General features: G+C 37.9%; 11 protein-coding genes. 2 read left to right on the forward strand and 9 right to left on the reverse strand.

Annotated elements, in window-relative coordinates; translation table 11 throughout:
• From HYS07_04525 to HYS07_04560, 8 genes are all read right to left on the reverse strand, one after another.
• On the reverse strand, nucleotides 1-681 hold a 681-nt coding region (locus HYS07_04525; GenBank protein MBI1870441.1), incomplete at its 3' end, for a hypothetical protein.
• A 6-nt stretch (nucleotides 682-687) separates the two neighbouring features.
• Nucleotides 688-1,293: a septum formation protein Maf gene (maf, locus tag HYS07_04530; GenBank protein MBI1870442.1), complete on the reverse strand. Its 606-nt coding sequence runs from the start codon at nucleotides 1,291-1,293 to the stop codon at nucleotides 688-690.
• Between the two features lie 134 nt (nucleotides 1,294-1,427).
• Nucleotides 1,428-2,804: a glycosyltransferase family 39 protein gene (locus HYS07_04535; protein MBI1870443.1), complete on the reverse strand. Its 1,377-nt coding sequence runs from the start codon at nucleotides 2,802-2,804 to the stop codon at nucleotides 1,428-1,430.
• Entirely contained in the window at nucleotides 2,801-4,390 is a 1,590-nt protein-coding gene (locus tag HYS07_04540; GenBank protein ID MBI1870444.1) for an FAD-binding oxidoreductase, read from the reverse strand. Before HYS07_04540 ends, HYS07_04535 begins: the two co-directional genes overlap by 4 nt.
• A 118-nt stretch (nucleotides 4,391-4,508) precedes the next feature.
• On the reverse strand, nucleotides 4,509-5,756 hold the full coding sequence (locus tag HYS07_04545; GenBank protein MBI1870445.1) for a tetratricopeptide repeat protein: 1,248 nt from the start codon (nucleotides 5,754-5,756) through the stop codon (nucleotides 4,509-4,511).
• On the reverse strand, nucleotides 5,753-7,375 hold the full coding sequence (locus tag HYS07_04550) for a tetratricopeptide repeat protein (GenBank protein MBI1870446.1): 1,623 nt from the start codon (nucleotides 7,373-7,375) through the stop codon (nucleotides 5,753-5,755). The genes HYS07_04545 and HYS07_04550 overlap by 4 nt, the downstream gene beginning before the upstream one ends.
• 198 nt (nucleotides 7,376-7,573) lie before the next feature.
• Nucleotides 7,574-7,768 (reverse strand): hypothetical protein, encoded by a 195-nt coding sequence (locus HYS07_04555; protein ID MBI1870447.1) that lies wholly within the window; start codon nucleotides 7,766-7,768, stop codon nucleotides 7,574-7,576.
• A 54-nt stretch (nucleotides 7,769-7,822) separates the two neighbouring features.
• The gene (locus HYS07_04560) at nucleotides 7,823-8,734 is read right to left on the reverse strand and encodes a hypothetical protein (protein ID MBI1870448.1); all 912 of its coding nucleotides are present in this window, start codon (nucleotides 8,732-8,734) and stop codon (nucleotides 7,823-7,825) included.
• A 516-nt stretch (nucleotides 8,735-9,250) separates the two neighbouring features.
• On the opposite strand from HYS07_04560, the gene HYS07_04565 reads away from it, so the two are divergent.
• Entirely contained in the window at nucleotides 9,251-9,433 is a 183-nt protein-coding gene (locus HYS07_04565) for a hypothetical protein (GenBank protein MBI1870449.1), read from the forward strand.
• Nucleotides 9,434-9,681: 248 nt separating this feature from the next.
• Nucleotides 9,682-11,088, forward strand: coding sequence for a sigma-54-dependent Fis family transcriptional regulator (locus HYS07_04570; GenBank protein MBI1870450.1), 1,407 nt, complete (start codon nucleotides 9,682-9,684; stop codon nucleotides 11,086-11,088).
• Here HYS07_04570 and HYS07_04575 read toward each other — a convergent pair.
• Nucleotides 11,083-11,856, reverse strand: a complete 774-nt coding sequence (locus HYS07_04575) for an ABC transporter permease (protein ID MBI1870451.1) — start codon at nucleotides 11,854-11,856, stop codon at nucleotides 11,083-11,085. The genes HYS07_04570 and HYS07_04575 overlap by 6 nt on opposite strands.
• Between the last annotated feature and the right edge of the window lie 14 nt (nucleotides 11,857-11,870).

The following is an 11,870-nucleotide window of genomic DNA, read 5'->3' on the forward strand; positions in this document are numbered from 1 at the left end:
AACATGTTCCAATTCCCTCTGGAGAAGCCCTATTTTATTTTTCTCATTCCATGCCAGAATCAACTCTCTGGACTTTTCCAGACTCAATCCATGCAGGCGAAATTCCGACAGCAATCGAATCACAGAATTATTTCTTAAACCCGGTTCGACAGAGTTCTCATACATTTTTAAAAAGGCTGGGCACAAAAATTCTGAAATCGTATTGGAAAGAATTTCTTCTACACTTAAAGGAATTTTATACAGCTTAGATTTTTCATGAAGCGTGTTCGCAAGCCTCAAAAGGCGCACGGCATCTTTGATCGTCAAGTCCACCAAGGCATGATCAAAAAGCGGAAGTTCATACATTAAATTTTCGCGCAAAGTCGAAAAAATCTGATGCAAATGTTGATTCGCAAGTACTCTCCCGAATAATCGAATGTCTAAAAGAATATGAAAGCCCTTCGAGCCGCTGAAATAAAAATGACACGCCTCTCCTGGAACTTTCCATTCCTGAATCAAAGTTTTTGCAATCACACGTGCCGCATCCAAAGCCTTTTCAAGATCCACCGCGTCTATATCCAAAGGTAAAAAAGGCGCCCATAATTTCCCCGGAAATCCGCTGATCGAAGGATGATCCTTTTCGACATGCGTATTCATGTAGGCAAAAATTTCATCTGTATCGTGCGGATCTTTATTGCTCAATGTTGCCTAATTCTTATTTTTTAATAGAGAAATACTACGCAACATCTTGTTTAGCAACTCTTTAGGAAGTCCAACCACATTTGAATAAGAGCCATTGATTCTCTCAACAATCTTCGGTCCCTCTTGAATAGCGTACGCCCCTGCTTTATCCAGAGGATTCACACAATTAAAATAATAAAGAATTCTTGCTTCTGTTAGATTTTTTATCCAAACATACGTCTGGGCACATCCGGTCAAAAGCCGATCACTGATACGATCCCACAAAACAACCCCCGTCCACACCTCATGCCTTTGGCCAGACAAAGCCTTCATCATTTTCAAAGCTTCCTTTAAATGCCTCGGCTTACCCAACGCCTTACCGCGACAAAACACCATCGTGTCCGCTCCCAAAATCCATTGCGCCGATTTTGGAACCTCCGCTTTTCTCGCCTTTCCCAAAGCATGTCTCAGAACCAACTCCTCAGGCTCAATCCCTTTAAAAATTTTCTCATGATAGGAAGAAGAAACGACCTGAAAAGGAATCTTCATCTTTTCTAAAATTTCTCTGCGCCGAGGGGATTGGGATGCGAGATAAATAGAAGAAGGACGATAACGATAAAAATAATCGTTCATAACATTCTCTTTAAGAATGTATTATTATTTTTTCATAACACTCTTTTGAATAAAATTCTGCTCCTTTACATTTACTTCTCAATGCAAGAGCGTTCCGACAGCTGTTGTTCACATAAGCAATACTAACTCTCTTCTTAGCTTCCATCACAACAATATTTCTTTTTAATACGCTCTAAAAGATAAGACACACCCTGCCCAGCAAAAATAATGATCAGAGGCATGATGGGATGTCGAAATCTTGAGACAGCATGAGGTCCTCCTGAAAGGGCCCAAAAATAACTTGAAGTGAGAATCAATAGCCCACTGATGGGTGAATGCGGTTTCAAAAAAAACCCTAAAACTCCCAAAGAAAAATATAAAAATGGTACGACACCCATCAAAAGACATAGAAGAAATAGGCGGGGTTGTTTTAAAAAAATATGTCTCGCCATTTTAAATATCCCTTGATCAACGACTTCGGCTAATAATCCCCCAGATGAAGGATAGATTTTTAACATTTTCAGATATTCAAAAGTCCCTGGATCCCATAAAACCCTGAACATTCCTTTAAGATGAATCACAAAATAGCGCAAGGGATACTCCAAAACAATTTTGAGCCCCTCTTTTTTTAGATATTGATAAATCTTGCCTTGATTCCAAAATTTTTGGTCGGGATGACTTTTATAATAAATTTCCTGATCATGATATCCCATCGAATCTTGTATTTCGTGATACGAACGATTTTGAGCAATAGAAAGAATGGAAGCCCCTTGATAAAAATATAAATTAATATCTGTGATAGCGGAAAAACCTGAATATCCTGTTTCAGAGTTATTTCTGATCTGCCATAAAGCTGTCGAGCCTACAGAAATCAAAAGAAAAAGAAAAATACAGAAAAGATCTTTAGCTCTCTTACATTTTAAAAACCAAAAAAATAAAAGAAATACGAAAATGACCCACGTCAAATAGTAAGAGATCGGCCGAATATAAGTTGCAAGACTGAACGATATTGAGGAAAAGAGAAGTGCCTTCACTGATCTATGATTTAAAAATTGAACAAGGCCATAAATTCCAGCCATGAGGATAAAAGTGAATAACGTCTCGGTTAAAATTTTGACAGAATATAAAATTGAAAGGGGTTCTACCGCAAATAAAAAAGCACAAATAAGAGCTGTTTTTTTATCTTGATAAAAAAGAAAAGCAGTTTTGTAGATTAAATACAATGTCCAACCGCTCAAAAGAATTTGTAAACTGATCGTTACCCATTCCAAATGTCCCAAAATTAAACCCGGGATTAAGAAAAGGGGATAACCCGGAGTTCGAACAAGTTCCGGAATCCCGTGAATTGAAAAATGATGTAGGGTGATCATTTCTTTGGCGAGCGCCACATAGGATGCAGAATCAGGAGAATAAAAGATAGATGCATCCCGCGTAAAATAAAAAGCCACCATCCCCCATAAACCTCTCAACATCACCGCCAAAAATAAAATACTTCTTAGGGAAAGCATCGATCTCTTTATTTCTTGTTTCATATCTGCTTTTTCCCATATTTTTCATAAAATTTATTTGAAAATAATCCGATCGAATCGTAATGCTTCTTGATCTCAAAGAAGGCGTCAATCTCTGGATAAGCTTTACGAAGCTGCTCTTTAGAATAATAAAGCTGATAGGGCAAATAAAACGTCCCATCTAAATGAATAGCCAAATCAATCAACTCTCTTGTTGTCTTTTCTAAAATTCTTGATTCTTTCTCATTAAATTTTTGATTAAAACATAAAACAAATGCGAACATATTTTCTTTTGCATAGGGAAGTGACGTAATATGATCTTTACTCACAATTCTGATCGTCACGTTCAAAAGATTGGCCCCATTTCTTTTGACTGTATTTCTTAACCCATCAATAAACTCGGGCATTTGGTCATGGGGAACAAAATATTCTTGTAAAATATCAGTATCCTTTAATCTATTTTTTAAGTAATTCATGGTGTCATACATTTCTTGATTTCTAGAAACCAAACAAACCTCTTTCTCACCCATCGCTTGATTTCGAGAGCAAAGATGTAGAGTAGGTTCCACATATTTTTCAAGCATCCATCGGATCCAGCGGCCCAAGTTCCCAGTTTTTGAAAAGTTAATGACCAATCTGTTGATCCAAGTATGCTTAGGAAATTGAAGAGGAGGCAATTTTGTCTCTATTAATTTTTTTCCATATTTATGAATAATAACCTCTTTCAAGTAAGAAGTTGGAGATAGGGATAATCTTCCATACAAAAGACCTATGTTTGAATGGTTCTCAATATTTTTTTTATAATATTCTGGAAAATCTCTGTAATTCATAAAATCCCTTGTCCATTGGTAGATCTCGTTATCTACAACCTCTAAATCAACATCAAGGATAACGCCCAAAAGGCCATAACCACCTAGAACGGATCTAAATAACTCAGAATTTTCAACTGGACTTGCAGTTTTAATTTCTCCACTGCTTAGCATAATGTGCATCGACTTTACAGTTGGGGCAATGGATCCAGGACAATGATCAATCCCATGAGCATTAACGCTTAACGTACCGCCAACGGTAAAAATGTTAATCGACTGCATCGCTTTAACCGCAAGCCCCTCTTTATTGAGAAATTCCTGTACATTGGCCCAAATTGCACCGCTTTGAACCTTAAGAATTTTGTGCCCTTTATCCAAGGTCATCTGATTAAAATTTTTCATGTCAAGCACCAACCCATTTGAAATAAAACTTTGTCCCCCCATACTATGTTGCTGGCCAGCACTCGTTACCTTCAAATTGTTTTCCTTCGCAAAAAAGAGGGCATTTTTAACATCTTCAACAGAGGATATTTTAGCAATGCCATAAACCGATGTTTTATTGAGATAACTTGCATCGTTCGTAAAACCACCTTTTTGTTTGAACTGAATCCGAAACGGTGAAGGATTGACCTTTATGATAACGGGCTTAGCTTCATCTTCATGATGAGGATAAACAAAATTTCCCTCTTTTTGTTCGGTGGGTAAAGCTCCATATTGATAAATTTTTGCACTTAGGAAAATGATCACCGCAATGAGCAGCGATGCTATGACAATCTGTTTTTTACGAAAAATTTTTCTCATATCATGCGCAAGCTTATTTAGATTTTTGGGGACGATTAATCACTGAAGATAAATTAAAAAGGATAAAAATGATTAATTCTGATCAATTGGGCAATTTATTTTTCTTGAAAACCTTTTCTTAAAGCGAACAAATCTTACTTACTTTTTCCAACATCTCATTCACAAATTTTTCATCTTTAAAGCGAGATAAAACGGTAAAAAAAACATCCACATCACCTGCTTTCCCAATCCCCTGAATAAGATAAGGATAATCATTTTCTTTGGGTTCTTTACCAACAAGAGATCGATCTGTAAGAAAATAAGCGCAACCATGGAATGAATCAGATTCGATTTGGATCAGTGAAAGTTGGGTTTCAACAGATTCTTTTAAAGATTCTTCTCCATTTTTGCGAACGGTTTCCTGAATCTCAAGAACATTTTTCTTACTTACCATGAAGCTTAACATCAGTTTAAATTGATCGTCCTTTTTTGGTTGAAAAGTAATCGTACCCGGTTCTTGTCGAGAACCTTCCGTAACATCAATTTCCCATAGTTCCGGGACCTTAAGCAAAACTTTATGGGAAAAACTAACGGGTATTGTATATTTCACTTCATCCTCAATCTTTAAGCCAAGAGCTGTACCCAAAACAGGCTGTTTTAAAAATGGCTCAGGTAAATTCTGAAAAAACTGACCCGTAGATAATGGAGGGATCAATACGCCTTCATCTTTCATGATATCTAAAACATTTTCTGCGTAAATTAAACCCCTTTTATTATCCTCATTTTGAAGGGTGAGAATAGCTTCATGAATTTGATGAAGGCCCTCTTCAAGTTTTTGTTGAGATAAAAGAACAGCACTTATATCTAAAAGAGTCTGTCCATTGGATGAATTTAACTTAAGAGCTTCATTAAATGTTTTTAAAGCCGCCTCGGAATCTCCAAAGATCCATTGACGAAAGCCTAAATTCAAAAAATTTTGAACAACATGTTTACGGTCTTCAGATAATATTTGCACCTTTTTAAAAGCATCACTTGCGCTATTCCAGGCATTTGCATCTAGAAAAACATTTCCTAAATTGGTCCAAACTGAAGAGGAATCTTGCCCCAACTCAACCGCCCTCCATCCTGCCCGTACTGCCCTTTGCAAGTGATGACACTTTCTTAAACATGAAGTATATTCTAACCAAGCATCTTGAGATTCAGGGGCTAACTGAATAGTCTTTTCATAGAGTGTTTTAGCTTCTTCAAGATTTCCCTTTTCAATAAGGGTAAAGGCCCGATCAAAAGTGGCTTTTGCTTCAGAGTTCATTTCTGAAGAATGACCCTCTATCCCACTCTCAAAAAATAAAATTATCCCAATGAATAGAGAATAAAAAATTCTTTTCATATCTTTTTCCTTTTTAGGCGAATACCCACAAATGTTCCTAATAACAACACCATCAAAATTACTCGAAGAATATCAAAAAAAGATGGCGTTAGCTTCTTTACTTCTACTACTCTCTTAACTTCCCCTGATTTTGAGAGTCTCTGCTTGACGGAAGAGAACCAACGCTGAGCATATTGATCATCAGGATTATACTGAATAGCTTTTTTAAAATATTCTAAAGCCTTTTCAGGTTGCTCCAATTTGACATAGACATATCCCATATTAGAAAATATATATTCATGCTGATCTGTGATCTCCATAACTCTCTGATAATCTTTAAGGGCTTTTTGAAAATCATTTATCATTGAATAAGCATACGCTCGGGAAGAAAAAGCTAGGGTGTCTTTATCATCGATCTCCACTGCTTTTGAACAAAAATTAATCGCCTGCTTGTAATCCTTCTTTGAAAGATAAATCGAGCCTATTTGTGAAAGACCATATTCATTACGAGGGTCTAATTCAATCGCTTTGGAAAAATCATTTAAAGCCGCTTCATATTCTCCAAGTCTAACATGAGATACTCCCCGCTTGGTATAAGCCTCTTCATACGAAGGAAACATTTCTATGGCCTTCGTAAAATCCTCAATCGCTTTTTGATATTCCTTGAGAACCATAAAATACCGCCCTCGCTCATAATAAGGGGTATAACTTTTTGGATAATATGAAATGACAAGGTCCAAATGCTTCTTTGCCAATTCAAGCTTACCTGCATCAATGGCCAATTGTGCAAACATCGTTCTTCTAGAATTACACTTGGGAGATGTTTCAAAAAACTTTTCAAATACCGCTTCAATATCATTCCAAACTTTTGGATCTGATAAATATTTATTCCGATCACCTGATCGGTCCGCCATTTCATCATGCGCATAAGCCAAAACCAAAGGAATCGCCGAATGCTGTGGCGCTTCAAGAGCGGCCCTCATGGCAAATCGAAACATCTTCTTTTTTGAACCTTGCCATTTGGGCATGAGATATTGCAATTTTTCAAAATAGGCATCAAAAAAGGTGGGATCTGCTTGAATAGCCCTCTGAAAATAATTTTCCATGATCTTTCTCTTTAAAGAAAGTCCTCGACAGACCGTGATCAAGAATGTAGAGGAGTTAGGGTCTGAAGAATCCATCTGATAGGCCTGTTCGAGATAAAACTTTGCGAGTAATATTCTAGCTTTAAAAAGAGGCCACATTTCGCTAGCTACTTTGTCGGCCCACTCACTCCCTCGAGCCTTCCATGCATAATGGATATAAAAATAGCCACTCACCGTATATGCAAAATGGGATTGAGGAGAAGAGTCTCTCCACCTCTTTAAAATTTCTTCTGTAAGCTCATTATGTCCAGAAATATAGTCATAGAGCAAATTAAGGCTGGTAGAACCATCAACCGTCTGAAGATGTTTCTCATGGGTTGATTGTAAAAACGCATCAACTTCAGAATACCTCTCTTCTCTCAACATTTGAACCATCTCATTGGCTTTCATTCGATGCTCCAAAATAGGAGAATACCCGTTCTCTTCAGAAAAGCAGAAGGCTGAGAAAAGATTAAGAAGAAGTAAAGCGAAAGCACCTAAGCGAAGAAAATTCATAAAGATTTATCCTAAAAATTTAGACTCTTCCTTCTTTTTCAAACACCAGGATAAAAATTCAAAACCCACGAAATAGCTACAAACAGTATCGGATATAAAATAGACAAAATTGAACCTGACATCAGTCTTAATAATTTCATATCGGCTATTTTAAATGACTCACTCAATAATCTATTCTCTGGGAAAAATACATAAGGCTCATAATGATACTTTGTCAATTATTGTTTTGCGTTGCTCGTCAAAAAGAATAATCTCACCACCTAGCGAGGTGGTTGGGATAATCTCCGCCAAAGCATTTGCCTCAGCTTTTCCTCCAGGCAAAACCTTGAGCATTGGCCCTTCGACCAACATCAAATAGGGAAGTTCATTTTCTTGTTTTAGTGCGAAACCCATTCAGTTTCTCTGTCTCTTTTTTATTAAGTTAATAAGTTCGTCATCTATTCTAAATCAATAAATCAATGAACGTCCCCCATAGAAATAATGAACAGTATTTCTATGGATGGGGAAATTCTCGTATGGAAAATAAGGTCTTAAAATCTCACAAGTTTGAGTAATGAGACCTCCCTTCTCAGCGTAGAAACGATAATTATGTGTATAAGAAAAATCACCTCTCCACAAGCTACCCTTGACTTTTTCAGGGTTACCTTCTGATTCATTTGCTGGTTCCAATAAAATTATTTGGAGTTTTGGAATGCAACTAATAGAATCAAAAAATATCTCTACATGTTCGGGTTGAACATACTGTAGTGATCCAGAAGAGAATACAATGATTCTTTGACCTTTATATCGATTCAGCAGATTAGATATTTCCTTGGCCGAATATCTTTCAAAGCTCAAATTGGATAAATGATGGTGTTTAGAAGAATAGGCTAGAACTTCGGGATAGATATCAGTTCCGATATAGGTATGGATGCGGTTTCTTCCCGCTAGCCAGGCAATTTCCCTTCCGGAAGAACTTCCTACTTGAACAACAAGAAGAGGTTCAGTTGTGGAGGAAAGTATCTTGTCTAATTTAGAAAGCAGAGGACAGGCTTCATTATATGTTAAGTGACCCACTTTAGCTTTAAAATCCAAAGGTTGATTATCATAATATTCCGCCCATCTCCTCCCTCCCCCCTCCATGGGTGTTTCTTTCAATAACTCCCTTTTATCCGGATCCTTTTCAGATAAATATTGAAATCTAAACCAATATAAACGCAAAGCACGATAAAACAAATTATCAAGTCCCTTTCTCTTTTCTTCCAGTCGCCAAGATGAGAGTAAATGGAATTTGTATTTTCGAAGTAAATGTAATCTGCAAATAAGCATACCTATTGCTAAACCAAATGCGTATTTTAGCTTTCCAAAGATGGCTCTCATTGTTATTCCTCTAAAGAGTTAGCTTGCATTTCTCATCAATTCTAAAAAAAGTAAAAGTTTAAGCATTTTTGTTTTTCACATGAATCCAGAAACTAAAAGGGGATTCTCACCTTTCTCCATATATTCTGCCTTACCGATCACCCGCCTTTCACAACTCCAAGAGTCTAGTGTGCGATATCGAAAGTCCACAATTGGATACACTCTGTCAGGGTGGTTGTACCTTTCTTTTGAGTTGTAACTGGTTACTATTTTACCAGTTACACTCAAAAGTTGGGCTTCCTTTTTTACCCCCCATGAGAAACGCAGGCGCTTCCCTGACAATTTTTGTCACCTGCATTACAATTTTTGTCAGGTGATTGATAACAATGAAGTAACTCCCCCAACCCCTCTTACCTTAAGAGGAGGGACTATCCCTTTATAGCAATTTCAATGATCCTTCGAGATGATCATGTGCGATGAAAGTTCTCCCCATCATGCTTTTTTTGTAGTCGCCCGATTCATCGGGCAGCCCCATAAATGGGGCGACTACAAAATGAGCCTCACCTTTATATCAAAGAAGATTGGAAGAGGTTATTAGATCAAGTTATTTTTAGGTTCAACAAAAGGTTAAAAGCTGAAATTTTAGAGGGGAATGAAGCGAAGTTTCACCTCCATTCCCCTCTTCCTCTTACCGTATGGACCGGGCTCCATACGGTTTGAGTGCTTCGTATCGAATGAATTAAAATTCTCTATTATTTAAGAGCACAAACCATGCCGATTTCTAAAAAGCATGGAAAATAACTCCGCATCTTATTGGAATAAGCTTAGTTATATTAAAATAATTAAATTTTTTGACTGTTTTTCAGCCATCTTTTTCAAGAGAAAGGACAATTTTTGTCTTACAAAATTTGTCAGACAAGACAATTTTTGGTAGTTATCCTCATTTAAATCCCATAGAATCGATCCCGATGATGACCGTGACAAAAGATGATCCTTTGCCTAAGCTGCTTTCAATTGAAGATGATGAAGGCGTACGCGAGAGTATAGAACTTGCTCTTAAGAATCTTTATTCCATCCACTTCGTCCCTTCTGCCGAAGAAGCGTTGAAATATTTACAAGAAGGAGGCCAAGCCGATGTCGCAACCTTGGACATTTGCCTGCCAGGAATGAGTGGAATAGAGGCCCTTCCTCAAATCAAAAGAATTCGTCCCGAACTTCCGACCATTGTGATCAGTGCAGTCAGCGATGCCTCCACAGGTGTTAAATCGATTAAACTAGGGGCATATGATTACATCGTGAAACCTTTTATGATCGATGAAATTCGTCAGATCATTCATCATGCCTTAGAATCCAATCTTTTAAAGAAGAAGAATCTTTCACTTATCCGAGAAGTTTCTGAAAAATTTCATCCAGATTATTTGATTGGGATTTCAGCCTCCATGACAGAAATTCGTGAAAAAATCTCACAAGTGGCCTACGGAATGACGAGTGTCCTGATCACAGGGGAGACGGGAACCGGAAAAGAATTGGTCGCCAAGGCCGTTCATTATATGAATCCCCATCGGTTGGGACCTTTTACTGCTGTGAACTGTGCCGCCCTCCCCCAAGACCTTGTTGAAAGTGAGCTCTTTGGACATGAAAAAGGATCGTTCACAGGGGCTAGCCATCGAAGAATAGGCGCCTTCGAACAAGCGGAAGGGGGAACGCTTTTTTTGGATGAAGTCGGAGAACTAGTCCCTCATGTCCAGGCCAAGCTGTTACGTGTTCTTGAGGAAAAGAAAATTCAAAGACTGGGAGGATGTTCTCCTATTCGCTTGGATGTCCGTCTTATTTCTGCAACCAATAAAGATTTGAAACAAGCCATTGAAAAGGGGGAGTTTCGCAGAGATCTTTATTATCGACTTTGTACCTTTCCCATTCATCTTCCCCCTTTGAGGGAACGTCAAGAGGATGTCTTCCCCTTGATCGAACATTGGGCTCGAATCCTTCAAAAAGAAATGAATTTAGAAATTCTTCCGCAGTTTTCATCGGAATTAGTCGAGGCCCTTCAGGCGTTTACCTGGCATGGGAATGTCCGTGAATTGAGAAATGTTTTGGAGGCAATGTTTTTAACTCATCGGTCCCGGAAACCTCTCGTGTTTACCATTAATCACTTGCCAAAAGTGTATTTGAATAAAATTTCTTCTCCCAAAGAATCTGAAATTTTCAAGGAATCGCCCGATGAAGAATCTCTGATGGGAAAATTGGAGGATTTTGAAAAAAAGCTGATTACAGAGGCCCTCACTCAATGCCAAGGAAAGAGTATCGAAACTGCAAAGCTTTTAAAAATTTCTCCGAGAATGCTTAAGTATCGAATGAAAAAATTGGGATTATAGCTCATCTGCAAAATAGGGCTCTAATTTGATGAAAACCCAAATCCCTCCCGCAAAAATGACCCCACTCAAAAGGCAAGAAACAATTGTCGCTCCTCCCCAGGGGAAAGAAGTCCCTAAAAGGCCTGAGCGAAATCCAAGCAAGATCGTCGCCATGGGATTCATCAAATAAAGAGTTAACCAACGTTCGGGAACTAATTGAACAGGGTAAATCACAGGACTCATAAAAAAAAGAGCCATGAGAATGATGCCCACCACATGCTGAGTATCTCGAAAGTAAACCGTTAGACTCGAAAAAAGAAACGCGAGCCCCGAACAAATCATAAATTCTAAGAAAATTAAAAAAGGAAGATAGACAAGATGAAGAAGATGGATTTTAACCCCCAACAAAAATAGAAAAATAATGAGAATCAACAGAGACAACAGAAAGTTAATGAGATTGGCCAAGGCGGTTGCCAAGGGAAGAATAAGCCGGGGGAAGTAGACTTTTTTGACTAAATTAGTATTACCTAAAATCGCATGGAATGAATCTCCGACACACAGAACCAAAAACTGCCAAATAAAAACACCCGATAAAAGATAAGGAAGATCGGTTTGAAATCGGGTCAGCTTAATAAAGACAAGATAGACCACCGCCATCATCAAAGGATCCATCAAGGACCAGAAAAATCCAAGCAGAGACCCTTTGTAACGAATCTTGAGATTGCGTTCGACCAGGCTCCTCAAAAGTCCTCGACGAAGCCATAATTCTTTAAAAATTAAGTTTTTCATTATCCTATCTTTTA

This window comes from Chlamydiota bacterium (assembly GCA_016178055.1).
In the GTDB taxonomy this organism is placed as follows: domain Bacteria; phylum Auribacterota; class JACPWU01; order JACPWU01; family JACPWU01; genus JACOUC01.

Bases quoted from the DNA above. Each gene is read 5' to 3' on its own strand.
- maf (MBI1870442.1), bottom strand. From the start codon at position 1,293: ATGAACGATTATTTTTATCGTTATCGTCCTTCTTCTATTTATCTCGCA.
- HYS07_04535 (MBI1870443.1), bottom strand. From the start codon at position 2,804: ATGAAACAAGAAATAAAGAGATCGATGCTTTCCCTAAGAAGTATTTTA.
- HYS07_04540 (MBI1870444.1), bottom strand. From the start codon at position 4,390: ATGAGAAAAATTTTTCGTAAAAAACAGATTGTCATAGCATCGCTGCTC.
- HYS07_04545 (MBI1870445.1), bottom strand. From the start codon at position 5,756: ATGAAAAGAATTTTTTATTCTCTATTCATTGGGATAATTTTATTTTTT.
- HYS07_04550 (MBI1870446.1), bottom strand. From the start codon at position 7,375: ATGAATTTTCTTCGCTTAGGTGCTTTCGCTTTACTTCTTCTTAATCTT.
- HYS07_04555 (MBI1870447.1), bottom strand. From the start codon at position 7,768: ATGGGTTTCGCACTAAAACAAGAAAATGAACTTCCCTATTTGATGTTG.
- HYS07_04560 (MBI1870448.1), bottom strand. From the start codon at position 8,734: ATGAGAGCCATCTTTGGAAAGCTAAAATACGCATTTGGTTTAGCAATA.
- HYS07_04565 (MBI1870449.1), top strand. From the start codon at position 9,251: ATGGGGCGACTACAAAATGAGCCTCACCTTTATATCAAAGAAGATTGG.
- HYS07_04570 (MBI1870450.1), top strand. From the start codon at position 9,682: ATGATGACCGTGACAAAAGATGATCCTTTGCCTAAGCTGCTTTCAATT.
- HYS07_04575 (MBI1870451.1), bottom strand. From the start codon at position 11,856: ATGAAAAACTTAATTTTTAAAGAATTATGGCTTCGTCGAGGACTTTTG.